Origin of the sequence: Pseudomonas sp. BN606 (genome assembly GCF_029873115.1) — a bacterium.
Taxonomy (GTDB): Bacteria; Pseudomonadota; Gammaproteobacteria; order Pseudomonadales; family Pseudomonadaceae; genus Metapseudomonas.
Genome location: NZ_SSOF01000077.1, coordinates 87,702 through 114,052, shown reverse-complemented (window position 1 = coordinate 114,052; position 26,351 = coordinate 87,702). Strand labels below are relative to the sequence as shown.

At 63.4% G+C, this 26,351-nt stretch carries 19 protein-coding genes; 14 read left to right on the top strand and 5 right to left on the bottom strand.

Annotation, left to right across the window (positions count from 1 at the left end):
* Position 1: 1 nt before the first annotated feature.
* The 4 genes from aceF to E8E75_RS19495 all read left to right on the top strand — a co-directional run bounded on the left by aceF (position 2) and on the right by E8E75_RS19495 (position 6,989).
* Positions 2-1,996, top strand: coding sequence for a dihydrolipoyllysine-residue acetyltransferase (gene aceF / locus E8E75_RS19510; RefSeq protein WP_280359646.1), 1,995 nt, complete (start codon positions 2-4; stop codon positions 1,994-1,996).
* 258 nt (positions 1,997-2,254) lie between these two features.
* Positions 2,255-4,951, top strand: coding sequence for an EAL domain-containing protein (locus E8E75_RS19505; protein WP_153918141.1), 2,697 nt, complete (start codon positions 2,255-2,257; stop codon positions 4,949-4,951).
* 69 nt (positions 4,952-5,020) lie between these two features.
* Positions 5,021-5,668, top strand: coding sequence for a peptide-methionine (S)-S-oxide reductase MsrA (msrA, locus tag E8E75_RS19500; protein WP_153918143.1), 648 nt, complete (start codon positions 5,021-5,023; stop codon positions 5,666-5,668).
* A gap of 40 nt (positions 5,669-5,708) precedes the next feature.
* Complete coding sequence (locus tag E8E75_RS19495; RefSeq protein WP_256660899.1) at positions 5,709-6,989, top strand: HD-GYP domain-containing protein; 1,281 nt, start codon at positions 5,709-5,711, stop codon at positions 6,987-6,989.
* 20 nt (positions 6,990-7,009) lie between these two features.
* On the opposite strand, the gene rlmJ is transcribed toward E8E75_RS19495, so the two are convergent.
* Entirely contained in the window at positions 7,010-7,849 is an 840-nt protein-coding gene (gene rlmJ / locus E8E75_RS19490) for a 23S rRNA (adenine(2030)-N(6))-methyltransferase RlmJ (protein WP_153918146.1), read from the bottom strand.
* A 136-nt stretch (positions 7,850-7,985) separates the two neighbouring features.
* On the opposite strand from rlmJ, the gene E8E75_RS19485 reads away from it, so the two are divergent.
* The 4 genes from E8E75_RS19485 to selO all read left to right on the top strand — a co-directional run bounded on the left by E8E75_RS19485 (position 7,986) and on the right by selO (position 16,857).
* Positions 7,986-9,788: an acyl-CoA dehydrogenase gene (locus tag E8E75_RS19485; protein ID WP_120654184.1), complete on the top strand. Its 1,803-nt coding sequence runs from the start codon at positions 7,986-7,988 to the stop codon at positions 9,786-9,788.
* A 308-nt stretch (positions 9,789-10,096) separates the two neighbouring features.
* The gene (locus tag E8E75_RS19480; protein ID WP_218569227.1) at positions 10,097-11,839 is read left to right on the top strand and encodes a potassium/proton antiporter; all 1,743 of its coding nucleotides are present in this window, start codon (positions 10,097-10,099) and stop codon (positions 11,837-11,839) included.
* Between the two features lie 162 nt (positions 11,840-12,001).
* Positions 12,002-15,343 (top strand): mechanosensitive channel MscK, encoded by a 3,342-nt coding sequence (gene mscK, locus E8E75_RS19475; RefSeq protein WP_120654182.1) that lies wholly within the window; start codon positions 12,002-12,004, stop codon positions 15,341-15,343.
* Positions 15,344-15,396: 53 nt separating this feature from the next.
* Positions 15,397-16,857 (top strand): protein adenylyltransferase SelO, encoded by a 1,461-nt coding sequence (gene selO / locus E8E75_RS19470; protein ID WP_153918148.1) that lies wholly within the window; start codon positions 15,397-15,399, stop codon positions 16,855-16,857.
* 71 nt (positions 16,858-16,928) lie between these two features.
* On the opposite strand, the gene E8E75_RS19465 is transcribed toward selO, so the two are convergent.
* A complete protein-coding gene (locus E8E75_RS19465) occupies positions 16,929-17,630 on the bottom strand; it encodes an aspartate/glutamate racemase family protein (RefSeq protein WP_178123453.1) in 702 nt (233 codons plus the stop codon).
* A 250-nt stretch (positions 17,631-17,880) separates the two neighbouring features.
* Between E8E75_RS19465 and E8E75_RS19460 the strand changes: the two genes are divergently transcribed.
* From E8E75_RS19460 to E8E75_RS19440, 5 genes are all read left to right on the top strand, one after another.
* A complete protein-coding gene (locus E8E75_RS19460) occupies positions 17,881-18,855 on the top strand; it encodes a sulfite exporter TauE/SafE family protein (RefSeq protein ID WP_120654180.1) in 975 nt (324 codons plus the stop codon).
* A 129-nt stretch (positions 18,856-18,984) separates the two neighbouring features.
* Entirely contained in the window at positions 18,985-20,262 is a 1,278-nt protein-coding gene (locus tag E8E75_RS19455; RefSeq protein ID WP_120654179.1) for a bifunctional O-acetylhomoserine aminocarboxypropyltransferase/cysteine synthase, read from the top strand.
* Positions 20,263-20,329: 67 nt separating this feature from the next.
* Positions 20,330-20,764, top strand: coding sequence for a thioredoxin TrxC (gene trxC, locus E8E75_RS19450; protein WP_153918150.1), 435 nt, complete (start codon positions 20,330-20,332; stop codon positions 20,762-20,764).
* An 89-nt stretch (positions 20,765-20,853) separates the two neighbouring features.
* Positions 20,854-21,297: a YiiD C-terminal domain-containing protein gene (locus tag E8E75_RS19445; RefSeq protein ID WP_153918152.1), complete on the top strand. Its 444-nt coding sequence runs from the start codon at positions 20,854-20,856 to the stop codon at positions 21,295-21,297.
* A gap of 72 nt (positions 21,298-21,369) precedes the next feature.
* Entirely contained in the window at positions 21,370-22,194 is an 825-nt protein-coding gene (locus E8E75_RS19440) for a universal stress protein (protein WP_153918154.1), read from the top strand.
* 54 nt (positions 22,195-22,248) lie between these two features.
* Here E8E75_RS19440 and E8E75_RS19435 read toward each other — a convergent pair whose 3' ends face one another.
* Entirely contained in the window at positions 22,249-23,013 is a 765-nt protein-coding gene (locus tag E8E75_RS19435; protein ID WP_120654175.1) for a ParA family protein, read from the bottom strand.
* 333 nt (positions 23,014-23,346) lie between these two features.
* Here E8E75_RS19435 and E8E75_RS19430 point away from each other — a divergent pair, with 333 nt between their 5' ends.
* Positions 23,347-23,796 carry a hypothetical protein gene (locus E8E75_RS19430; protein ID WP_178123455.1) on the top strand — a complete coding sequence of 150 codons (450 nt, stop codon included), beginning with the start codon at positions 23,347-23,349 and terminating at the stop codon, positions 23,794-23,796.
* On the opposite strand, the gene hemE is transcribed toward E8E75_RS19430, so the two are convergent.
* Complete coding sequence (gene hemE, locus E8E75_RS19425) at positions 23,709-24,776, bottom strand: uroporphyrinogen decarboxylase (RefSeq protein WP_120655331.1); 1,068 nt, start codon at positions 24,774-24,776, stop codon at positions 23,709-23,711. The genes E8E75_RS19430 and hemE overlap by 88 nt on opposite strands.
* 133 nt (positions 24,777-24,909) lie before the next feature.
* Positions 24,910-26,328 (bottom strand): FAD-dependent oxidoreductase, encoded by a 1,419-nt coding sequence (locus tag E8E75_RS19420; protein ID WP_120654174.1) that lies wholly within the window; start codon positions 26,326-26,328, stop codon positions 24,910-24,912.
* Positions 26,329-26,351: the final 23 nt, after the last annotated feature.

Below are 26,351 nucleotides of genomic sequence, written 5' to 3'. Positions count from 1 at the left end.
TGTGAGTGAATTGATTCGCGTACCCGACATCGGCAGCGGCGAAGGTGAAGTGATCGAGCTGTTCGTCAAGGTTGGCGACCGCATCGAAGCCGATCAGAGCCTGCTGACCCTGGAGTCCGACAAGGCCAGCATGGAAATCCCGGCCCCCAAGGCCGGCGTGATCAAGAGCCTGAAGGTCAAGCTGGGCGATCGCCTGAAAGAAGGCGATGAGCTTCTGGAGCTGGAAGTCGAGGGTGCCGCTGCTGCGGCGCCCGCACCGGCTCCGACTACTGCACCCGCTGCCGAAGCGAAAGCCGCCGCCCCTGCCCCGGCTGCCGCACCTGCGGCAGCCAGCTCCAGCGTGCAGGACATCAAGGTTCCAGACATCGGCTCGGGCGGTACCGCCAAGGTCATTGAAGTTCTGGTGAAGGCCGGCGACACCGTCGAAGCCGAGCAGTCGCTGATCACCCTGGAATCCGACAAGGCCAGCATGGAGATTCCCTCTCCTGTAGCCGGTGTAGTGGAGAGTGTCGAAGTCAAGTTGGATGCCGACGTCGGCACCGGCGACCTGATCCTCAAACTGCGCGTTGCAGGTGCAGCTCCGGCTGCTGCGGCGCCTGCCCAGGCTGCTGCACCCGCTGCCGCACCGGCACCTGCCGCCGCTCCGGCCGCAGCCCCTGCGCCGGCAGCCACCGCCTCGGTGCAGGACGTCAAGGTTCCGGATATCGGCTCGGCCGGCAAGGCCAAGGTCATCGAAGTTCTGGTGAAGGCCGGCGACACCATCGAAGCCGAGCAGTCGCTGATCACCCTGGAATCCGACAAGGCCAGCATGGAGATCCCCTCTCCCGCCGCAGGCGTGGTGGAGAGCGTCGAGGTCCAGCTGGACGCTGAAGTCGGCACCGGCGACCTGATTCTCAAGCTCAAGGTTGCGGGCGCTGCTGCTCCGGCTCCGGCCGCCGCACCTGCTGCCCAACAACCTGCGCACCGCGTACCTGAGGGTGCCCACCCGGTGGCTGCCGCCGAAGTCGCTGCCATCGCGGCCCTGGCTGCCGCTGCGGCGAACACCACCGGCGTACCGGCGCGCTCCAGCGGTGCCAAGGTCCACGCAGGTCCGGCGGTTCGCCAGCTCGCCCGCGAGTTCGGCGTCGAACTGAATGCAGTACCGGCCACCGGCCCCCATGGCCGCGTGCTCAAGGAAGACGTACAGGCGTACGTCAAAGCCATGATGCAGAAGGCCAAGGAAGCTCCGGCCGCGGCCTCCGCCGGTGCAGCCGGTGGCGCTGGCATCCCGCCGATCCCGGCGGTGGACTTCAGCAAGTTCGGCGAAATCGAAGAAGTGGCCATGACTCGCCTGATGCAAGTCGGTGCCGCTAACCTGCATCGCAGCTGGCTCAACGTGCCGCACGTGACGCAGTTTGACTCGGCCGACATCACCGAGCTGGAAGCCTTCCGCGTGGCCCAGAAAGCAGTAGCAGAGAAGGCCGGCGTCAAGCTGACCGTCCTGCCGCTGCTGCTCAAGGCCTGCGCCTACCTGCTCAAGGAACTGCCGGACTTCAACAGCTCCCTGGCTCCCAGTGGCAAGGCGCTGATCCGCAAGAAGTACGTGCACATCGGCTTTGCCGTGGACACCCCGGACGGCCTGCTGGTACCGGTGATCCGCGACGTCGACCAGAAGAGCCTGCTGCAACTGGCCGCCGAGGCCGCCGAACTGGCGGAGAAAGCCCGCACCAAGAAGCTGTCCGCCGATGCCATGCAGGGTGCCTGCTTCACCATCTCCAGCCTCGGCCACATTGGCGGCACCGGCTTCACGCCGATCGTCAACGCGCCGGAGGTGGCGATCCTCGGTGTGTCCAAGGCCGCGATGCAGCCGGTCTGGGATGGCAAGGCCTTCCAGCCGCGCCTGATGCTGCCGCTGTCGCTTTCCTACGATCACCGCGTGATCAACGGTGCCGCCGCCGCGCGCTTTACCAAGCGTCTCGGTGACGTGCTGGGAGATATTCGCACCATGCTGCTGTAACTCGTTGTAATTCGCGAGCACGCCACGCTCGTACCTCAACCCCGCCCCCCTGAGGCGGGGTTTTTTTTGACCACTCGAAGCCCCCTGTGCGCAAGCCGACTGTGCGACCGCGCACAATTTCCATCCGCCGTTTTCCACTCGCGAACTGCACCGTGCGGCATGCTTGCCAGTGCCATCATCATGATGCACCCTTGCCCGATGCTTTGAAGAAGTAGGCCGGCCCCTCTACCGGTCAGAGAAGTGGAAGCCCAGCGCCCGATGAAGAGCCATCCCGATGCCGCCAGCCGTACGGTGGCCGAGATAGTGACGCAGTTGCCCGTCCCCTCGCGACTGGGCCTGATGCGTTTCGAGCGGCTCAACGAGGCCAGCTGGGCGATGCTTTTCCTCGACCCGACTTGCGAGCGCGCCTTCGGCCTTCCGGCCAGCGAACTCTGTGCCCTGATCGACGCACCCTATGCCAGCCTGATGGAGCCGGAAAGTCGCTATCGGCTGCATGACGAGGTGCAACTGCAACTGGCCGAGCACCCCCATTACTCCATCCAGTACACCCTGCATTCGCCCAACGGCCCCTTGCGCCTGCAGGAAGTTGGCGAGTCGTTCCAGCAGCACGGACGTCAACTGCTGCGTGGCTACCTGCTGGTGGCAGGCGAAGCACCCGAACAAAAAGAGCGGCTGAAGAACCTTGATCTGGAAGCCCAGAACAGCCGACTACGCACTTCTCTGGAGCTCTATCAGCGTTCCCAGGACGACCACCTGCAACACCTGATCCGCTCCCGCGCCCAGCAGAGCCTGATCGTACGCCTGGCGCGCCATCGCTACAGTTCCAGCAACCCGGCTCAGGAAGCTGCACAGCTGATTACCCAGGCTGCCTGCGAGGCCTACGATGTGGCCCGTGTCGGCATCTGGCTGTTCGACGGCATCCAATTGAGCGCGGTCAGCCTGTTCCGTCGCGACCAGGATCACCACGAGCACCCGAGCGCGATGGAAATGAGCCAATTCCCGCGCTACCTCGAAGCGCTGCACAGTGGCCGTGCCATCGATGCCCACAATGCCCAGAGCGACCCGCGCACCAGCGAGCTGGCCAGGAGCTACCTCAAGCCGCAGGGCATTACCGCAATGCTTGACGCCAGCATCCGTATCGGGGGCGAGGTTGTCGGCGTGCTCTGCCTGGAACACATCGGTGCTCCAAGGGTCTGGCAGACCGATGAGATTGCCTTCGCCGGTGAGCTGGCCGACCAATTCGCGCAAGTGCTCGTGAACCAGCAGCGACGCCACGCCACCAGCGCCCTGCACCTCTTCCAACGCGCCGTGGAACAGAGCGCCAGCGCCTTCCTGCTGGTGGATCGCGACGGCCTGGTGGAGTACGTCAACCCGAGCTTCACCGCCATCACCCAGTACAGCGCCGATGAAGTACACGGCCGTCGCCTTTCGGACCTGCCAGCCCTGGAAAACCTCAGCGAGCTGCTGTTCGACACCAGTTCGGGCCTGGCCGCCTGCAACAGCTGGCAGGGCGAGTTCCGCAGCCGGCGCAAGAACCTCGAGCCTTACTGGGGCCAGCTGTCCATTTCCAAGGTGTTCGGTGAAGACGGTGAGCTCACTCACTACATCGGGATCTACGAGGACGTCACCCAGAGCAAGCTAGCCCAGCAGCGCATCGAAAAGCTGGCCTACACGGACAACCTCACCGGCCTCGGCAACCGCCCCTATTTCATCCGTACCGTCGAAGAGCGCTTCAACAGTGACCGCGATACGCCCCTCTGCCTGCTCCTGGTGGATATCGACAACTTCAAGCGGATCAACGACAGCCTCGGCCACCAGACCGGTGACAAGCTACTGGTGAGCCTGGCGCGGCGCCTGCGCAACAGCCTGAGCCCGAGTGGCATCCTCGCGCGTTTCGCCAGTAACGAGTTCGCCGTGCTGCTCGACGGGGCCGACCTGGAAAACGGCCAGAAGATTGCCGCCCAGGTGTTGCAGACCCTCGACAAACCACTGTTCGTCGACAACCAGCTGATCAGCGTCACCGGATCCCTTGGCCTTGCCTGCGCACCACTTCACGGGCGCGACCCGCAGACTCTGATGAAGCACGCAGGCCTCGCCCTGCACAAGGCCAAGGCCAACGGCAAGCACCAACTGCAGCTGTTCACCGAAGCGCTGAATGCAGAAGCCAGTTACAAGCTGTTCGTCGAGAACAACCTGCGCCGCGCCCTGGCACAGAACGAGCTGGAAGTCTTCTACCAACCCAAGCTATGCCTCAAAAGCGGTCAGCTGCTAGGCATGGAGGCATTGCTGCGCTGGCATCACCCGGAGAAGGGCATGATCAGCCCGGACCAGTTCATCAGCGTGGCGGAAGAAACCGGCATGATCATCCCCATCGGCAAATGGGTGATCCGCGAAGCCTGCCGCATGTGCAAGCGCCTCGCCGCCGCAGGACTGGGCGATCTGCAGGTGGCGATCAACCTGTCGCCCAAGCAATTCAGCGACCCCGACCTGGTAGGCTCCATCGCCGCCATCCTCCACGAAGAACAGTTGCCGCCGAAGCACCTGGAGCTAGAACTCACCGAAGGCCTACTGCTGGAAGCCACCGACGATACTCGGCATCAACTCAATGACCTGAAGAGCCTGGGCCTGACCCTGGCCATGGATGACTTCGGTACCGGCTACTCCTCACTGAGCTACCTGAAGAAATTCCCCATCGACGTGATCAAGATCGATCGCAGCTTCATCAAGGACATCCCTGAGAACCAGGACGACAAGGAGATCACCTCCGCCGTCATCGCCATGGCCCACAAGCTCAAGCTCAAAGTGGTCGCCGAAGGCATCGAGACCGCCGCCCAGCTGGGTTTCCTCCGCCGCCAGCATTGCGATGTGGGTCAGGGTTATCTGTTCGACAAGCCGATTTCCGGCAAGCACCTGTTCGAAAACCTCGGTCGTTACCCCTGCCGCAAGGGCACTTGAACAGCCGTTGAAAAACGACTGTGCAATCGGAGTAACATCGGGATTCATTGAATCCCGAGGAGACGGCTGATGGTCCTGCGTTCGCAAATACTCGCCCACAAACTCGAGCTGCCCAGCGCCGCTCAGGCCCTGCCAGGCCGCGAGACGCCAATGCCGGTGCCCGACAGTCACTACGTCAATGGCCGCCCGCTGCAAGGCCCCTTCCCCGCCGGCTTGCAAATGGTGCAGTTCGCCCTGGGTTGCTTCTGGGGCGCTGAAAGGCGCTTCTGGCAACAGCCGGGGGTCTGGTCGACGGCCGTTGGGTATGCAGGCGGCCTCACCCCGAACCCCACCTACGACGAAGTCTGTTCCGGCCTGACCGGGCACACGGAAGTGGTACTGGTGGTATTCGATCCGCAAAAAACCAGTTTCGACGAACTGCTGAAAGTCTTCTGGGAATCGCACAACCCGACCCAGGGCATGCGCCAGGGCAACGACGTCGGCACCCAGTACCGCTCCGCCATCTTTTGCTATGACGAAGACCAACTGACCGCTGCCAGTGCGAGCCAGGAGCGCTTCCAGGCGGAACTGGAGCATTCCGGATTTGGCACCATCACTACCGAAGTCCGCGAGGCGCCCACCTTCTATTACGCCGAGGCCTATCACCAGCAATACCTGGCGAAGAATCCCGGCGGCTATTGCGGCCTGGGTGGCACCGGCGTGTGCATGCCAGCCTGAAGAAGGGCAGACGGGGCGGTTACCGAAGGATTAGACTCGAGTGGCCAGTCGCCACCAGTTACTCGGTATGCCGTCCCGACATCACTACATCCAACCCGAACAACTCTGCATCGGCCTGTACATCCAGTTGGAGCTGGGCTGGTGGGAGCACGACTTCGCGTTCAGCAACTTCAAGATCAAGGACGACGCACAGGTTCGGGCCCTGCAGGCCCTCGGCCTGAACCGGCTGCGCTACGACCCGACGCGTAGCGACTGCGAGCCCTTGCCGCCACACGCCGAGCAGGAATCACCGCCCCCGGCGACAGTCGCTGACGACCCGGAAGCCCAGGCGCGTCAGGTTCGCAGTGAAAAGCTCCGCCAGTTACGCCAGCGGGTGGCCGAGGTGGACCGTCGATTCATCCAGGCCAGCCAGCAGGTCAAGACGCTCAACCAGACGTTGCGCAGCCGGCCGGAAGAGGCCGTGAAGCAGGCCGGGGCAATCGTCGTCGACCTGGTCGACACCCTGCTCGGCGGCCCCGGCGCGGTGCTCCACAGCATCACCGGCAAAGCTGCCGAAGACAGCTACTTCCACGCGCTCAACGTCACGGTACTTGCCCTGTTGCTGGGCCGTCAGCTCGGCCTGGATGCCGAGGCCTGCCACAGCCTGGGCCTCGGCGGGCTTCTGCATGACATTGGCAAGATGGAGGTTCCGAGCAAGGTACTGCTGAAAAGCGAGCCTTTGACCAAGGCAGAGCAACAGTTCCTGCAACTGCACACCGACTTCGGCCTGCGCATGGGGCAACGGCTGATGCTGGACGACGAGGTACTGCGCATCATCCACGAGCACCATGAGCGTTGCGACGGCAGCGGCTATCCACGCGGCCTGAAGGAAGCGGGCATTGGCCGGCTGAGCAAGCTGGTGGCCATCGCCAACCAGTTCGACAACCTGTGCAACCCGCTCGACCCGCGCAGCGCCCTGAGCCCCCATGAGGCCTTGGCGCTGATGTTCAAGCAGCAGCGTGCGCATTTCGACGAAGTAGCGCTGAAGGCTTTCATTCGCGCCATGGGCGTCTATCCACCGGGCAGCCTGGTGCAATTGGATGACGACCGCCTGGCATTGGTATTGGGCGTGAATCCGTCTCAGCCGCTGAAACCGACGCTGGTCGTCCACGATCCGGATATCCCGAAGCAGGAGGCGCTGATCCTGGACCTGGAGCAGGAACCTCGCCTGGCCATCGCCCGCAGCCTGCGCCCGTCACAACTACCGCTGGATGTGCTGGAGTACCTCAGCCCACGCCGGCAGCTGACCTACTACATCGAACCTCAACCAGGCCGCGGCTGATCAGCGGCGGCCCGACACATTCACTCTTCGATCAACCAATCCAGCTGCCAGCCGCCCTTGCTCTGCGCCAGGTGTTCCGCGAGCCACGGCAAGGTCTGGCGCAGCTCGTCCTCGATGCCCCACGGCGGGTTGGCGATGGCCAGCCCGGAACCATTCAATCCGGAGTCTGCAGTGTCGGCTGCGTGCACCCGCAGCTCCACGCGCAGCAGCTTGGGCGCGCCGCTGGCCTGCAGCCCCTGATAGAAGCGCCGGAGCTGGCGCTGGTCCTTGATCGGATACCAGATGGCAACCACGGTCTGACGCATGCGGCCAATGGCTTCCTTGAGCGCCGTGACGCAGCGTTCCAGCTCATCCGCCTGTTCGAACGGCGGATCGATCAGCATCAGCGCGCGCTTTTCCGGCACCGGCAGCAGTGCCCGCGCCAGGTGCCAGCCCTCGCCCAGGTGCACGGCGACCCGACGGTCGCCTGCCATGTTGTCCTTCAGCAGCTGGCCGTCTACCGGATGTTTCTCGTTCAGTTGCAGGCGGTCCTGGGGTCGGGTCAGGCGCCGCGCTAGCTCCGGAGAGCCCGGGTAGTAGCGCAGACTACCGTCCGGGTTCAGCTCATGGATCACCCGCAGGTAATCAGCCATGGGCGCGGGCAGGTCGGGCAAATCCCAGATACGACCGATGCCTTCGCGCCATTCATCGGTGCGACTGGCCTGGTCGCCCAGGAGGTCATAGAGACCAACGCCGGCGTGGCTATCGAGGACGGCGAAGGGAGCCTCCTTGCGCGACAGCAGCGCGATCAGACGGGCCAGGGTGAAGTGTTTGAGCACGTCGGCATGGTTGCCGGCGTGAAAGGCATGACGGTAGTTCATGGGGAATCCTCGCAAGGCGCGCATTCTACCAGCCAGCGCCCAATCACGGCTTCACCCCCTTTATCACGCTCATGGATGTTGCTAGGCGCCTTTCATTCACCGACCTAGACTCGGCTGATTCCACCGGAGAGCCACCATGTCCGAGACCCTGCTCAGTTCCCGCAACCTGGCCTTCGAACTCTACGAAGTCCTGGACGCCGAAGCCCTGACTCAACGCGAACGGTTCGCCGATCACAATCGCGAAACCTTCGACGCCGCCCTGGGCACCGCTCGCAGCATCGCCGAGAAATTCTTCGCCCCGCACAACCGCAAGGGCGACGAACAGGAGCCGGAGTACGTCGACGGCGCCGCCACTCTCATCCCGGAAGTAAAACCTGCGGTAGACGCCTTCCTCGAGGCCGGCTTCCTCAACGCCACGCGTAGCTTCGAACAGGGCGGCATGCAGCTGCCCACACTGCTGTCCCAGGCCTGCTTCGCCCATTTCCAGGCGGCCAACGTCGGCAGCTCGGCCTACCCCTTCCTGACGATGGGGGCGGCCAATCTGATCGAAAGCTTCGGCAGCGATGAGCAGAAGCAGCGCTTCCTGCAGCCAATGATCGACGGCCGCTTCTTCGGCACCATGGCCCTGACCGAACCGCACGCCGGCTCGTCGCTGTCGGATATCCGCACTCGCGCGGAGCCTGCCGCAGATGGCACCTACCGCATCAAGGGCAACAAGATATTCATCTCGGGCGGCGACCACCCGCTGTCGGAAAACATCGTCCACATGGTGCTGGCCAAGCTGCCGGACGCACCGCCCGGCGTGAAGGGCATCTCGCTGTTCATCGTGCCCAAGTTCCTGGTCAACGATGATGGCTCCCTTGGCAAGCGCAACGATGTGATCCTGGCCGGCCTGTTCCACAAGATGGGCTATCGTGGCACCACATCAACTGCATTGAACTTCGGCGATAACGGCGATTGTGTCGGCTACCTGGTAGGCAAACCCCACGCCGGCCTGTCCTACATGTTCCAGATGATGAACGAAGCACGCATTGGCGTCGGCATGGGCGCGGTGATGCTCGGCTACGCCGGCTACCTCTACTCCCTGGAGTACGCCCGCGAACGTCCCCAGGGTCGCCTGCCGGACGGCAAGGACCCGACCTCGCCCCAGGTGTCGATCATCCAGCACGCCGATGTGCGCCGCATGCTGCTGACCCAGAAGGCCTACGTGGAAGGCGCCTTCGATCTCGGCCTGTACTCCGCGCGCCTGTTCGACGACACCCAGACCCTGGCCACCGAAGAGGAACGCCAGCAGGCTCACGAGCTGCTCGACCTGCTCACTCCGATCGTCAAGTCCTGGCCTTCGGAGTTCTGCCTCAAGGCCAACGAACTGGCTATCCAGATCCTCGGCGGCCACGGCTACACCCGCGAGTATCCCGTTGAGCAGTACTACCGCGACAACCGCCTGAACCCGATCCACGAAGGCACCCACGGCATCCAGTCCCTCGACCTGCTGGGCCGCAAACTGGCACAGAACAAAGGCGCCGGCCTCAAGCAACTGACCCGAATGATCCAGGGCTGCTGCGAACGTGCCGCCGAATACGAGTCGTTGAACGCCCTGCGCCAGCCGCTGGAACACCTGCTGGCGCGCCTGTCCAACGTCACCCTGGCGCTGCTTGGCGACCTGATGCAGGGCAAGGTCAACCAGGCGCTGGCCAACTCGGCGCTGTACCTGAAGGTCTTCGGTCACACCGTGATTGGCTGGCGCTGGCTCGAACAGGCGATCCGCGCCGAACAGGGCCTGGCCCGAGGCAACGCGGCAGACATCGACTTCTACCAGGGCAAGCTGCAAGCCGCGCGCTACTTCCTCACTTGGGAAGTACCCAGCTGCCATCATGAACTGGCCCTGCTGGAAGCCCGCGACGACACTTGCCTGGCGATGCAGGACAACTGGTTCTAGCCCTTTTTCCAGGGTTCTTCATGCCCCGCGCACATGCGGGGCTTTTTTATTGCGCGTAGCAAAACATCGCAAACGGCCGTGCAAGACGGATCGGAATTCCTGCCGTCGCAACTCCGCTAACGCACTCTTCTCGGACGCTTGCCTCGCTTCCGGGGAACCTCGACCCACTTCTCCTGCCCAAGGGCTTCCCGACGCTGGCAAGAACCCTGCATGAAATCTTGCAGGGCCTTGCCACCGGCAGGTTAGAATTCCCCGGCATGCGCCCCTGCATGCCGTTTTTCCATCCCCCCATTTGCAAGGAGCCGCCAGTGGATGCCACCACCGTCAATAGCCTGTTCCTGATCGGCGCGGTGCTGGTAGGCATGAGCATTCTGGTCAGCGCCTTCGGATCTCGCTTCGGCGTCCCCATCCTGGTGGTGTTCCTCGTGGTTGGCATGCTCGCCGGCAGCGACGGCCCCGGCGGTATCGTCTTCAACAACTATTCCCAGGCCTATCTGGTCGGCAACCTGGCGTTGGCGATCATCCTGCTCGACGGCGGCATGCGGACCCGCGCGGCCACCTTCCGGGTGGCACTCTGGCCCTCGCTGTCCCTGGCCACGGTCGGTGTGCTGGTAACCGCCGGGCTGACCGGCGTCGCGGCCGCCTGGCTGTTCAACCTGAGTACCCTGGAAGGTCTGCTGATCGGCGCCATCGTCGGCTCTACTGACGCCGCGGCGGTCTTCAGCCTGCTCGGTGGGCGCGGCCTCAACGAGCGCGTCAGTGCCACCCTGGAAATCGAGTCCGGCAGCAACGACCCCATGGCCGTGTTCCTCACGGTAACCATGATCGAGATGCTCGCAACCGGCCAGAGTGGCTTCAGCTGGACCTTCGTCGTTCACATCATCCAGCAGTTCGGTGTCGGCACCGTGATGGGCTTCGCCGGCGGCTGGTTGATGCTGCAAATGATCAACCGCCTGACCCTGGCCAACGGCCTCTACCCCCTGCTGGTGGTTGCGGGCGGCCTGCTGGTGTTCGCCCTGACCAACGCCGTGCATGGCAGCGGCATCCTCGCGGTGTACCTGTTCGGCCTGTTCCTCGGCAACCGGCCCATCCGTTCGCGCCACGGCATCCTGCATATTCTCGATGGCCTGACCTGGCTGGCACAAATCGGCATGTTCCTTGTGCTGGGCCTGCTGGTGACACCCCACGAACTCTTCCCGATCATCCTGCCGGCCCTGGGCCTGGCCCTGTGGATGATCGTGATCGCCCGGCCGCTGTCGATCTTCCTTGGTCTGGCGCCGTTCCGCGCCTTCCATGACCGCGAGAAGGCCTTCATCGCCTGGGTCGGCCTGCGTGGCGCGGTGCCCATCATTCTGGCGGTATTCCCGCTGATGGCCGGGCTTCCCAATGCCCAGCTCTTCTTCAACGTTGCCTTCTTCATCGTGCTGGTCTCGCTGGTGCTGCAAGGCACCAGCCTGCCCTGGGCGGCCAAACTCCTGCGCGTGACCGTGCCGCCTGAGCCTGCGCCCATTTCCCGGGCCGGCCTGGAAGTACACCCCACCAGTGAGTGGGAGCTGTTCGTCTACCGTCTGGGAGCCGAGAAGTGGTGCATTGGCGCCGCCCTGCGCGAACTGAAGATGCCTGAAGGCACACGCATCGCTGCACTCTTCCGCGGCAAGGAACTGCTGCACCCCTCGGGCAGTACCACCCTGGAAGCCGGCGACATCCTCTGCGTAGTCGGCCATGAGCATGACCTTTCAGCGCTGGGCAAGCTGTTCAGCCAGGCACCACAGCGGGGTCTGGACCTGCGTTTCTTCGGCGACTTCGTCCTGGAAGGCGACGCACAGCTATCCGCAGTGGCTTCGCTCTACGGCCTCAAGCTCGGCGAACAGGACGGCCAGCAGCCTCTTGGTCGTTTCATCGCCCATGAAATCGGCGGCGAGCCGGTGGTTGGCGACCAGGTGGAGTGGAACGGCCTGACCTGGACCGTTGCTCTGATGGAAGGGAACAAGGTGCGCAAAGTAGGCGTCAAATTCCCCGAAGGTCAGAGCCGACCGGGGCTATTCCTCTAGGGAAACCCTCAAGGACGGCACTTTCAGGTCTAGGCCCCCGCCATGGAAACCATGGGGTTCGCCAATACGCGCCCCGGATCACAACCGCTCGTGCCCGGCAGCCCCGCAAAGGCCGTCGTGGCATATCATTAGCCGCATTCGAACCCGAGCTGCCCGATCGCGATGATTGCTTCCTTGCGCACCTTTTTCGCTGCCGCCCTGCTGGGCGTCTGCCTGACGCCGGCCTACCTGCAAGCCGCCACCCCTGCCACCCCCGGCTTGCCCAAGCCGGCCGCCGCGCCTGCCGAGAGCAAGACCGCTGGCGCCGAAACCGTGGCCAAGCCCTCGATCGAGGAGCAGACCCAGTCCTTCATCTCCAGCAAGCAGGAGAGCGAGCAGGCCCTCGCTGCCCTCAAGCGCCAACTGGAGAGCGCTCCCCGTCTTGTCGGCGAATCCCAACGTGAACTCGCACGCCTGAAGACCAGTCCGCCGGTACCGGTGAAGGAGCGCTACGGCAAGTCCGAACTCGGGCAGCTGGAAAAGCTGCTGGACAGTCGCAGCAGCGAGCTCGCCGAGCTGCAGAAATCGCTGACCGAAGCCAACAGCCTGATCATCACCTCCCAAACCCGCCCGGAGCGGGCCCAGGCCGAGATCAGCAGCAACCAGTCGCGCACCCAGCAGATCAACGCCACGCTCAAGTCCGGCAAGGAGGCGGGCAAGACCATCAGCGAAGAACAGCGCAGCCTGCTCAATGCCGAGCTTGCCGCCCTGGCCGCTCAGACCGAACTGCGCCGCGAGGAGCTCGCCGGTAACAGCCTGCTGCAGGATCTCGGCAACAGCCGCCGCGACCTGCTCATGGAGCGTATCCGCCGACTGGAACAGGAAACCCAGGATCTGCAGTCGGTGATCAACGAGATGCGCCGGGAAAGCTCGGAGCAGACGGTGGCGGAACTCGCCCGCGACGCCGACAAGGCCACGCCGGACAGCGTGGTGGCGAAGGAAAGCGCCATCAACCTGAAGATGTCCGACTACCTGCTGCGCTCCACCGACCGCCTGAATGAACTGACCCAGCAGAACCTGCAGACCCGCCAGCAACTGGACAACCTCAGCCAGGCCGATCAGGCCCTGGAGGAGCAGATCAGCGTGCTCAAGGGCAGCCTGCTGCTGGCCAAGATTCTCTACCAGCAGAAGCAGGCCCTGCCCCATCTGCACCTGGACACCAACCTGGCCGATGAGATCGCCGACATCCGCCTCTACCAGTTCGAGCTGAATCAGCAGCGCGACAAGCTGGGCAATCCCCAGGCCTACGTCGACAGCCTGCTCGCCGATCAGCCGCCGGAGCAGGTCACGCCGGAATTGCGCACCACCCTGACCGACCTGGTTTCCACCCGCAGTGAGCTGCTCGATCGTCTGAGCCGCGAGCTGAACAACCTGCTGAACGAATCCATCACCCTGCAGCTCAACCAGAAGCAGTTGCAGGAAACGTCCCAGGCCCTGCGCAACACCCTCGACGAGCAGATGTTCTGGATTCCCAGCAACAAGCCGCTGGACCTCAACTGGCTCAAGTCCGCCCCCCACCTGCTGGAGCGCCAGCTGGTCGATATGCCCTGGGGCGCGGGCGTGCGCGAACTGGGCGAAGGCCTGGTGGACCGCCCCTGGCTGTTCTTGCCCCTGTTGCTGGTAATCGGCGGCCTGCTGTGGAAGCGCCGCTACCTCTACGCCAAGCTCAACGAAATCAACCAGGACGTCGGCCACTTCAAGCGTGACAGCCAGCTGCACACGCCCATGGCACTGCTTCTCACGGTGCTGTTGGCCCTGCCGGTCAGCCTGTTCTTCGTCCTTTGTGGCTTCGCCCTGCAGATCGACGCCCGCGGCCAGAACGCCACCCTGGGGGCGGCCCTGATGGAGATGGGTCAGGCCTGGATGGTGTTCTACACCCTCTACCGCATCCTCGCCCCGGGCGGAGTCGCCGAGTTGCACTTCCACTGGGACCGCCCGCAGGTCGCGTTCCTGCGCAGCCAGATCCGTCGCCTCGGCGGCGTGGTCATGGCGCTGGTAGCCATAGTCACGGTGGCCGAACACCAGCCGGCCGCCCTCGCCGACGACATCATCGGCGTACTCGTGGTCCTCAGCTGCTATGCCCTGATGACCCTGGTACTGAGCAACCTGCTGCTCGCCGAACCGATGCGCGAGCAGACCTCGCCCTTCCGCCTGCTGATCGGCGTCGCCTTCACCCTGCTGCCGCTGGCGCTCATCGTCGCGGTGGGCTTCGGCTACTACTACACCTCGCTCAAGCTCACCGACCGCCTGATCACCACCCTTTACCTGCTGATCCTCCTGCTGCTGGTCGAGGCCACCTTCGTTCGCGGCCTCGCCGTGGCGGCGCGGCGCCTGGCTTACCAGCGCGTGCTCGCCAAGCGCCAGGCGCAAACCAAGGAAAACGCCGAGGGCGAGGAAGTGGTGGTGGAAGAGCCGGCCCTCGACATCGAGAAGGTCAACCAGCAATCGCTACGCCTGATCCGCCTGGCACTGCTGGGCGTGTTCATTACCGGCCTGTACCTGGTCTGGGCCGACCTCATCAGTGTGTTCGCCTACCTTGATCAGGTCACCCTATACCAGTACTCCAGCGGTACCGGCGACGCCGCCACCCTGGTACCGATCAGCCTGCTCGACGTTCTGGGCGCACTGATCATCGCCGGCATCACCACGGCGCTCGCGCGAAACCTGCCGGGCCTGCTGGAAGTGCTGGTGCTGTCGCGACTCAAGCTGGCCCAGGGCAGCGCCTACGCCACCACTACGCTGCTGTCCTACGCCATCGCCGGCATCGGATTCGTCAGTGCGCTGTCCACCCTCGGGGTCAGCTGGGACAAGCTGCAGTGGCTGGTGGCCGCGCTTTCCGTCGGTATCGGCTTCGGCATGCAGGCAATCTTCGCCAACTTCATTTCCGGCCTGATCCTGCTGTTCGAGCGCCCGGTGCGAATCGGCGACCTGGTGACTATCGGCACCGTCACCGGCACGGTGAACCGAATCCGCATTCGCGCCACGCACATCACCGACAGCGACCGCAAGGAAGTGATAGTGCCTAACCAGATCTTCCTCACCAGCCAGTTGATCAACTGGACCCTCACCGACACCGTCACCCGGATCGTGCTCGAGTACAGCGTCAACCGCAGTAGCGACCTCGACCTTGAGCTCGTGCGCAAACTGCTGCTGCAAGCCACCCAGGAGAACACGCGGGTGCTGCGCGACCCGGCGCCCACTGTGCAGCTGAAGACCTACGGCACGTCCACCCTGGACCACGAGCTGAAGATCTACGTTCGTGAACTCAGCGACCGTGGCCTGGCCACCGATGAACTGAACCGACGCATCGACGAGCTGTTCAAGGAACATGACATCAACACGTCCAGTACGCCGAAGATGGACATCACCCTCTCTCGCCGGAGCAAGAAGCAGGTCGAGGAGGCAGAGGAAGCAGTCGACGAGGTGACGATCAAGGGCAAGACCCCGGTTCCGGAGGCCAGGTGATCCGCTTTGCCTGCGTACTTCCAGCCTGCACTGCGGCATGACAAGCTGAACCCATGAAAAAACTCGACGAGCTGAACTTCGACAACCGCTTCGCCCGCTTGGGTGACGCCTTCTCCACAGAGGTGCTGCCTGAACCCCTCGCCGAGCCGCGCCTGGTGGTTGCCAGCCCGGCGGCAATGGCCTTGCTCGACCTGGACCCGACCGTAGCCGAAGATCCGGTGTTCGCCGAAGTCTTTACCGGGCATAAGGTCTGGGCGGATGCCGAGCCACGGGCGATGGTCTATTCCGGCCATCAGTTCGGCGTCTACAACCCGCGCCTTGGCGACGGTCGCGGCCTGCTGCTGGGCGAGGTCCTGAACGAGGCGGGCGAACACTGGGACCTGCACCTCAAAGGCGCCGGGCAGACGCCCTATTCGCGCATGGGCGACGGTCGCGCAGTGCTGCGCAGCTCCATACGTGAATTTCTCGCTAGTGAGTACCTCAATGCCCTGGGCATTCCCACCACCCGCGCGCTGTGCGTGACCGGTTCCTCAACGCCTGTATACCGGGAGACCCGCGAAAGCGGCGCAATGCTGCTGCGCCTGTCGCCCAGCCATGTGCGCTTCGGCCACTTCGAGTACTTCTACTACACGCGGCAACACGAGCAGCTTGAAGCCTTGGGCCGGCACGTCCTCGAATGCCACTTCCCCCACTGCCTGGAACAGGAGCAGCCCTGGGCCGCCTTCTTCCGCGAAGTGCTGGAGCGCAATGCCGAGATGATCGCCCTCTGGCAGGCCTATGGCTTCTGCCACGGCGTGATGAACACCGACAACATGTCGATCCTGGGCATCACCTTCGACTACGGCCCCTACGCCTTCCTCGACGACTTCGACGCCAACCATATCTGTAACCACTCCGACGACGGTGGTCGCTACAGCTTCAGCAACCAGGTGCCCATCGCCCACTGGAACCTGGCCGCACTGGCCCAGGCGCTGACGCCCTACATCGAAGTTGAACAGCTGCGGGAAACCCTCAACCTGTTCCTGCCGCTCTACCAGGCGCACTACCAGGACCTGATGCGCCGCCGCCTGGGCTTCACCTCCGCCGCCGAAACGGACGACGCACTGGTGCAGCGTCTGCTGCAACTGATGCAGGGCAGCGCGGTGGACTACAGCCAGTTCTTCCGCCGCCTGGGAGATGAAGCGCCCGAACAGGCGCTGAAAAGGTTGCGGGAAGACTTCGTCGACCTCGCCGGCTTCGATGCCTGGGCCGCCGAGTACCAGGCTCGCTCGGCGCAGGATGGTGACGACCAGCAAGCGCGCCGTACACGAATGCATGCAGTGAACCCCAAGTACGTGCTACGCAACTACCTGGCCCAACGTGCCATCGAGGCCGCCCAGCAGGGCGATTACGCCGAAGTGCGCCAACTGCATGCCGTGCTTTCGCGCCCCTTCGACGAACAACCAGGCATGGAACGCTTTGCTGAGCGCCCGCCGGAATGGGGCAAGCACCTGGAGATCAGCTGTTCGTCCTGAGCCGCGATCCCTGTAGGAGCTAGCTTGCTAGCGAACGGCGGTTTTTTCGCCAGCAAGCTGGCTCCTACAAATCATGGCTGGCGACCCAACATCCACTCCAGGCCCATCGCCACATGTCGCTCGGCGCTGTCCACCAGCGGCAGTGGCGAGGCGCAGCCGTCCAGCAACAGACCGATTTCGGTACAACCGAGGATGGCGGCCTGCGCGCCCCGCGCCTTCAACTGGGCCAATTGGTCGAGGTAGAAGCTTCGGGCAACAGGCAGGAACTGACCCACGCAGAGCTCCTGGAAGATCACCCGGTCGATTTCCACCATCGCCTCAGCGTCGGGCACCAACACCTGGATGCCGAAGTTACGATCCAGGCGCTCGCGATAGAAATCTTCCTGCATGGTGAAGCGGGTGCCCAGCAGGGCCGCGCGCTCGACGCCCCCCTCACGCAGCGCCCCGCCAACGGCATCGCCAATGTGCAGCAGCGGGATATTCACAGCCTGCTCGACGGCCGCAGCGACCTTGTGCATGGTGTTGGTGGCCAGCAGCAGGGCCGTCGCACCGGCCCCTTCCAGCCCCCTTGCGGCTTGCGCCAGCACCTCGCCAGCGGCATCCCACTCTCCCGCCTTCTGCTGCGCGGCGATCTGCGCGAAATCCACCGAATGCAGCAGCAACGGCGCAGAATGCAGTCCGCCCAAGCGATCACGAACACCGCGATTGAGCAGTTGGTAGTAGGTCACCGTGGACTCCCAGCTCATTCCGCCCAGCACACCCAGCATGCGCATGAAACCCACTCCCCTGACAAGAAAGCTCCAGACTAGTCCAGGCTCGTCGCAAGTCGGGAATACAGTTGCCAGGAAACGGGGAGATACAGACCGGGCAATTCCGACGCGGCATGATCGCAGCGCCTGCTTCTTACAAAATGGAATATAAACCTGCACAAATCTTCTTAGACTCTCTAAGCAAAGCCAATTATCTTCAGCCCCCTGCTTATTCCAGCCTGTTCTACCACCCACTGTCAGGCGCTGTGCCCGCATGAAGATTCGCGACCTCGATCTCAGCCAGAGTTCGATCAACACCGAACACGAAGCGCTGGGAATCCCGCCAGTCGAAGATTTCGTTTCCCACCCCGACGACCACCCGGTCCTGCGGGCTGCAATGTGGGCGGCGATCCTCATCCTGGCGGGCCTGCTCGGTTTCCTCGCCTGGCGTCTGTTCTTCGACAATGGCGGCAATAGCGGCTTCGAAATCATCGAGAACGCCCTGACCAGCAGGGGCTTCTGGAGCGCGGTGGCCGTAGGCTTCTTCGCCCAGGTCATCGATGGTGCCCTGGGTATGGCCTACGGCATCACCGCCACCACCTTCCTGCTCAGCACTGGCGTCTCTCCCGCCGCGGCCAGCGCCAGCGTGCACATCGCCGAAGTCTTCACCACCGGCCTGTCCGGCATTTCCCATGTGAAGCTGGGCAACGTCAACAAATCCTTGTTCCTGCGCCTGCTGCTGCCAGGCATCATCGGCGCCGTACTTGGCGCAGTGCTGATCACCCAGTTCGATGGCGCTGCACTCAAACCCTTCATCTCCGCCTATCTGCTGCTGATGGGCCTGTACATCCTGAGCAAGGCCTACCGCCATGTAGCCAAGCGCAAAGCGCCCAAGCACGTGGCCAAGCTTGCCCTGTTCGGTGGCTTCGTCGATGCCGCTGGTGGTGGTGGCTGGGGCCCGGTGGTCACCAGCAGCCTGATCGGCTCGGGCACCGACCCGCGCACCACGATCGGTTCGGTGAACTTCGCGGAGTTCTTCCTGACCATCTCCAGCGCGACTTCCTTCATCCTCCTGGCCGGCGAACCGGATACCTGGAAGATGGTCGCCGGCCTGGTCTTCGGCGGTCTCTTCGCAGCCCCCCTCGCCGCCCTGCTGTGCAAGAAACTGTCGCCGCGCACCCTACTGATCATCGTCGGCTGCCTGATCACCCTGATCAGCGCCTTCAATATCTACAAATCGCTGTCCTGATCGCGACAACGATCCAAGTACAGAAGCAAATGTTCTAGCTCCGGCCCCTGTCAGTCCTTTCGACGGATTGACCGGGGCCGGCGTGTTTTCACATGCTGCGTGCCTCTAACTGCCGAAGGAACGCACTGCATGAAACCGGAAACCCTCGCCGTCCACGCCGGCTACAGCCCCGACCCGACCACCAAGGCCGTGGCAGTACCGATCTACCAGACCACCTCCTACGCTTTCGATGACACCCAGCACGGGGCAGATCTGTTCGACCTCAAGGTGGCCGGCAACATCTACAGCCGGATCATGAATCCCACAAACGACGTGCTGGAAAAACGTGTGGCGGCGCTGGAGGGCGGCGTTGGCGCCCTGGCAGTCGCCTCGGGCATGGCGGCCATCACCTATGCCATCCAGACCCTGGCCGAGGCCGGCGACAATGTCGTCTCGGTGGCCAAGCTCTACGGCGGCACCTACAACCTCTTCGCGCACACCCTGCCACGCTCAGGCATCCAGGTGCGCTTCGCCGCCCATGACGACATTGCTGCCCTGGAGGCGCTTATCGATGAGCGCACCAAGGCGGTGTTCTGCGAATCCATCGGCAACCCGGCGGGCAACATCGTCGACCTTGCAGCCCTGGCCGAGGCGGCCCATCGCCACGGCGTGCCGCTGATCGTCGACAACACCGTAGCCACGCCAATCCTCTGCCGCCCCTTCGAGCATGGTGCGGACATCGTGGTGCACTCGCTAACCAAGTACATCGGTGGCCATGGCACCAGCATTGGCGGCATCGTCGTCGACTCTGGACAGTTCCCCTGGGCCCGGCACAAGGAGCGTTTTCCGCTCCTCAACACGCCAGACCCGTCCTACCATGGAGTCACCTACACAGAAGCCTTCGGTCCCGCTGCCTTCATCGGCCGCTGCCGCGTTGTGCCGCTGCGCAACATGGGCGCGGCCTTGTCGCCGTTCAACGCTTTCCTGATCCTCCAGGGCCTGGAGACTCTGGCCCTGCGCATGGAGCGTCACACCAGCAACGCGCTCGAAGTCGCCAAGTTCCTGCAAGCGCACCCGCAGGTGGCCTGGGTGAAGTACGCCGGTCTGCCGGATCACCCTGAACACGCCCTGGCGCAGCGTTATACCGGCGGCAAACCGGCCTCCATCCTCAGTTTTGGCATCCTCGGCGGCATTGAGGCCGGTACACGCTTCATCGATGCCCTGAACCTGGTGGTGCGCCTGGTGAACATCGGCGACGCCAAGTCCCTGGCCTGCCACCCGGCCTCCACTACTCACCGCCAGCTCAACGAAGAAGAACTGGCGCGGGCGGGAGTGAGCCGTGACATGGTGCGCCTGTCCATCGGTATCGAACATATCGACGACATCCTCGCCGACCTGACTCAGGCCCTGGACGCCTCCCGCAGCTAACCGCCCAGGACTTGATTTCTGCCGGTCCCGGCTCCAGATCAGAGGCAATCCCGATCTGGAGTCGACCATGACCGATCCCCTGCTCATTCCCTGCGCCCAATGCGCCGGGCTGAACCGCATCCCCGCCGCCCGCCTGGGCGATTCCCCACGCTGCGGGCACTGCAAGAGTGCCGTACTTCCCGCCACCCCCTTCGACCTGAACGAAGCCGACTTTGCCAAACAGCTGCGTGGCGACCTGCCCCTGCTGGTGGATGTCTGGGCCGACTGGTGCAGCCCCTGCAAGTCCTTCGCCCCCATCTACCAGCAGGCCGCCAGCCAGCTCCAGGGCCGCTGCCGCCTGGGCAAGCTGGACAGCGAAGCCAATCGCAATCTGGCCGGCCAATTGAACATCCGCTCCATCCCGACACTGATCCTGTTCAAGGACGGCAAGGAAGTCGCCCGGCAGAGCGGCGCTTTACCTCTGGCACAGCTGCTCGGCTGGCTCAGCGCACAAGGCGTCTGATCACTCCGGTCAATGCGTCTGGCCGTCCCGGTCATTGCCGGGACGGTCAAGGTCGCTAGGCTCTGTGAGTCCCCACGTCGGAGCCCGCCATGTCCATGCCCATCGAACTGGTTCGCCAGTTGACCGAGGAACAGATCGCTTTCGTCAAACGCAGTGGCCTCAAAGCCGAGCTCCTGGAGCCCGGCCACGTGCGCTTGCGCATGCCATTCGAGGGCAATCAGAACCACATCGGCACCCTCTACGCAGGTGCGCTTTTCACACTGGCCGAAGTGCCCGGTGGAACCCTGTTTCTCACCAGTTTCGACAGTCGTCGCTTCTACCCCATCGTGAAAGAAATGAACCTGCGCTTCCGCCGCCCGGCCAAGGGGGACATCACGGTGGACGCCCGAATCGACCAAGCGGAAATCGAACGTGTCCAGCGGGATGCCGAGGCAAACGGCAAGGCGGAGTACTGGCTGGAGCTGCAATTGCTGGACGCCGGTGGTGAAGTCGTCGCCGAGAGCCGCGGGCTCTACCAGATGCGGGCCTATTGACAGCCTTGCGCTGGATCAAATGCTGTCACGGCGAAAGACCGCAGAGTGTGGGCTTCACAGGAGGCCCACACCATGTTCCAGCACATCCTGGTCGCCCACGACCTCAGCCACGAAGCTGACATCGCCCTGCACCGCGCCATCCAGCTCGCCCGCCAACACGGTGCACGCCTCACCTTGCTGCATGTGCTCGAGGACCATCTGCCCAACGCGGTGCAGGGCAACCTGCGCGACGCCGCCCAGCACTACTTCAACGAGCATCTGGCGCGACTTGGAGCCGAAGACTGCCAATTGCTTCTGCGCAAGGGCCGCCCAGCCCAGCAGATCCTCGAGGAAATGGGCGACATCGGCGCCGACCTGCTGGTGATCGGCCGGCACCATCACAACGCACCGGAACTGTTCATCGGCACAACGCTGGAGCGCGTCGCCCGTCATCTGGCCGCGCCTTTGCTGCTGGTAGTGGGAGAACGACCGGAGCGGCCCTATCAGAACGCCGCAGTGGCCCTGGATTTTTCCCTGTGCGCCTGCGACGCCCTGCGTATGGGGTGCACCCTGGTACCTCGCGACGCCCAGCTCGTCGCGATCAACGTGATGGAACTGGGCAACCGTCTTCTGTCGAAAAGCAACAGTTCAGCCGACTTCCTCGCCACCCAGCGAGAACTGCTGGAGAATGTTCTGGAAGACGAGCTCTCCGGACTCTCGGACGAGGTGCCAGCCGTGGCGCTTGAAGTAGTGAGCGGAGCCCTGCCCCGAGCGCTTGACGAAGCTATTTCAGCGCATTCCCCGCAATTGCTGGCTCTCGGCAGCCATGGGCGCAGCCTCATATCGCAGGCGCTTCTGGGCAGCCTTGCCCTGCGCTACCTGCAAAACCCGCCTTGCGACCTGTTGCTGGTCAAATAACGCATTCGCCCCGGCAAGCCGGGGCGAATGAGATGACCTGCGCTTCCACCTGCTTCAACTTTCCAGCAGATCGTGCAGTTCGACGAACTGCTGGGTCAGCTTGTGCCGTGGTTCGAGGAAGATCAGTGGTTTGCACGCCTGATGCGATTCGCGCATTTTCACCGACATCATCAGGTTCACCGGAAGTACCGGCAGCCCTTCCTCCAGCAGCTCATCCAGCAGTTGTTGGGGCAGCGACGCACGCGGCTGGAACTGGTTGACCACGATGCCTTCCACCTCCAGCCCCTCGTTGTGGTCGTCTCTGAGCTCTTCGATTTCTGCTAGCAGCCCGTAGAGCGCGTTACGGGAGAAACTGTCGCAATCAAAGGGAATCAGGCAGCGATCAGCGGCGATCAAGGCGGAAACCGTATAGAAGTTCAAGGCTGGCGGGGTATCCAGATAGATCCGGTCGTACTCCCCATCCAGGTCCTCCAGCAACTTCCGCAGCTTATTGATCTTGTGCTTGGCCTCCAGCTTGGGCTGCAGGTCGGCCAGTTCCGCCGTGGCGGTGATCACATGGAGGTTGTCGTAGGGCGTCTCGTAGATATCCACCTTGCCCTTGCGAAAGGCAGTAGCCGACAGCGTCTGCTTGAAGAAGTCGGCAATACCCATGGGGATGTCGTCGCCGGTCAGGCCGGTCAGGTAGTGCGTGGAGTTGGCCTGGGCATCCAGGTCGATCAGCAGGGTGCGATACCCCTGTGAAGCGCTCACCGCTGCCAGGTTGCAAGCAATGCTGGACTTACCCACTCCGCCCTTCTGATTGAAAACCACGCGCCGCATTGCACACCTCCCGGAACCAGATAAGTACCGGATTCTATGCAATGCCCATGACAAGGGCGAGGGCCGGCGCGAAAAGCACCAAATCCACGCGGCAACTCCGCGTCCGGCAACGGCGGAAAGCGCACGCCAAAACTACAAGGAGCTAATCTCGCGTATCTCTGAAAATAATCTGTGCCCCGCAGCAGTACCGTCCGCCACCCTACTCTCCGGCTGCGCCAGCATCGTCGGTGACAGCAGTTACCCGTCGCCGTTTCCAGCACCCCAGGTGGTGCTAGCTTCGAGGTCAAGGACAGCACGGGCAAGGTGGTGCATTCCGGCACGACGCCCGCCACCGTGACCCTGAAATCGGGCGCCGGCTATATCGATGGCGCCGAATACACCATCGCCTTCAAGAAGGACGGCTACGAAACCCGGCAGATTACGCTGTACTCGTCCCTGAGCGGCTGGCACTGGGAAAACATCCTGTTTGGTGGCGTGATCGGCCTGCTGATTGTCGATCCGTTGACCGGTGCGATGTACAAGCTTCCCGAAGAAGCCACGTTGAACGTGGGTGATAACGTTGTGGGACAAGCCGCTGGTAAGCGGCCTCACGCTGCTGACCATCTATCAAGTGCCCGAGGCCCAGCGGGACGAACTGATCAGGATCAACTGAAAAGAAAAGGCCGCGAAAGCGGCCTTTTCTTTTTGCCTCGGGGTCAGGCGTGGTACTGCGCCGAAAGCTCGTGCACCGCCTCGAAGAAGGCGCCGGCGTGGGCCGGGTCGACTTCCGGAGTGATGCCGTGACCGAGGTTGAATACGTGGCCAGAGCCCTTGCCATAGGCTGCGAGGATGCGGCCCACCTCGGCGCGGATGGCAGCCGGGTTGGCGTAGAGCACGGACGGGTCCATGTTGCCCTGAAGGGCGACCTTGTCGCCGACACGGGCGCGGGCGCTGCCGATGTCGCAGGTCCAGTCCAGGCCCAGGACTTCGGCTCCGCTGTTGGCCATGGATTCCAGCCAGAGCCCGCCGCCCTTGGTGAAGAGGATTACCGGTACACGACGGCCATCGTGTTCGCGGATCAACCCGTCGACGATCTTCTTCATGTAGGCCAGGGAGAATTCCTGGTAGGCCGCCGCCGAGAGGCTACCGCCCCAGGAGTCGAAGATCTGCACTGCCTGGGCACCGGCCTTGATCTGGCCGTTCAGGTAGACGGTCACCGATTGGGCCAGTTTGTCCAGCAGGGCGTGCATGGCTTGGGGATTGTCGTAGAGCATCGCCTTGGACTTGCGGAAGTCACGGCTGGAGCCGCCTTCGACCATGTAGGTGGCAAGTGTCCAGGGGCTGCCGGAGAAGCCGATCAGCGGCACGCGGCCGTTCAGTTCTCGGCGGATGTTGCGGACGGCATCCATCACGTAGCCCAGGTCCTGCTCCGGGTCCGGGATCGGCAGGGCTTCGATGTCGGCCAGGCTGCTCACGACTTTCTTGAAGCGCGGACCTTCGCCGGTCTCGAAGAACAACCCCTGGCCCATAGCGTCGGGGATGGTGAGGATGTCGGAGAAGAGGATCGCCGCGTCCAGCTGGGGATAACGATCCAGCGGCTGAACGGTGACTTCGCACGCCAGCTCGGGGTTCTTCATCAGGCTGACGAAGTCACCGGCCTTGGCGCGGGTGGCACGGTATTCCGGCAGGTAACGACCGGCCTGGCGCATCATCCAGACGGGAGTGACATCAACGGGCTGCTTGAGCAGGGCGCGGAGGAAACGGTCGTTCTTCAAGACGGTCATGGCAGTGTCCAACGAAAAAGTGCGGGCATTTTCGCAGAGCCCAATGCAAAAGGCACGGCGGGTGCCGTGCCTTTTGTCCATCGCGACGAATTGACGCGCCATCCGGTATTTCCAAGCGTCGCGAGCGCGCGGCTTAGACGCCGAGGTAGTCGAGGATGCCCTCGGCGGCGGTACGTCCTTCGAAGATCGCCGTCACCACCAGGTCGGAACCACGGACCATGTCGCCACCGGCGAAGATCTTCGGGTTGCTGGTCTGGTGCTTGAATTGCGACTGCGCAGGGGCTACCACGCGACCTTGGCTGTCCAGGCTGATGTCGAACTGCTCGAACCAGGGAGCCGGGCTCGGACGGAAACCAAAAGCGATCAGCACGGCTTCGGCCGGGATGATCTCCTCGGAGCCCGGGATCGGCTCGGGGCTGCGACGGCCACGGGCGTCCGGCTCGCCAAGACGGGTCTCGACCACCTTCACGCCTTCCACCTTGTCTTCACCGACAATCGCGATGGGCTGGCGGTTGAAGAGGAACTTCACGCCCTCTTCCTTGGCGTTCTTCACCTCTTTGCGCGAACCCGGCATGTTCTCTTCGTCACGGCGGTAGGCACAAGTAACGGCCTTGGCGCCCTGGCGAATGGAAGTGCGGTTGCAGTCCATCGCGGTGTCGCCACCACCCAGGACCACCACGCGCTTGCCCTTCATGTCGACGAAGTCCGCGGGGGACTTCTCGAAGCCGAGGTTGCGGTTGACGTTGGCGATCAGGAAGTCCAGCGCGTCGTGCACACCCGGCAGGTCCTCGCCCGGGAAGCCGCCCTTCATGTAGGTGTAGGTGCCCATGCCCATGAACACTGCATCGAACTCTTCGAGCAGCTGGTCCATGGTCACGTCCTTGCCCACTTCAGTGTTCAGGCGGAACTCGATTCCCATGCCGGTGAAGACTTCGCGGCGACGGCTCAGTACCTGCTTCTCGAGCTTGAACTCGGGGATACCGAAGGTCAGCAGACCACCGATCTCCGGGTTCTTGTCGAAGACCACCGGGGTCACGCCGTTGCGCACCAGGACATCGGCGCAGCCCAGGCCAGCCGGGCCCGCACCGATGACGGCAACGCGCTTGCCGGTGGGCTTGACCTTGGACATGTCCGGACGCCAGCCCATGGCGAAGGCGGTGTCGGTGATGTACTTCTCCACCGAGCCGATGGTCACCGCACCGAAGCCGTCGTTCAGGGTGCAGGCGCCTTCACAGAGGCGGTCCTGCGGGCACACCCGGCCACAGACTTCCGGCAGGGTGTTGGTCTGGTGCGACAGCTCGGCGGCGGCCAGGATGTTGCCTTCCGATACCAGCTTCAGCCAGTTCGGAATGAAGTTGTGCACCGGGCACTTCCACTCGCAATACGGGTTGCCGCAGCCGAGGCAGCGATGAGCCTGGTCAGCCGCTTGCTGCGGCTTGAACAGATCATAGATCTCGACGAATTCCTTCTTGCGCTGGCGCAGAAGCTTCTTCTTCGGATCCTTGCGCCCGACCTCGATGAACTGGAAGTCGTTGTTCAGACGTTCAGTCATTAAAAAAACCTCATCAAACCACT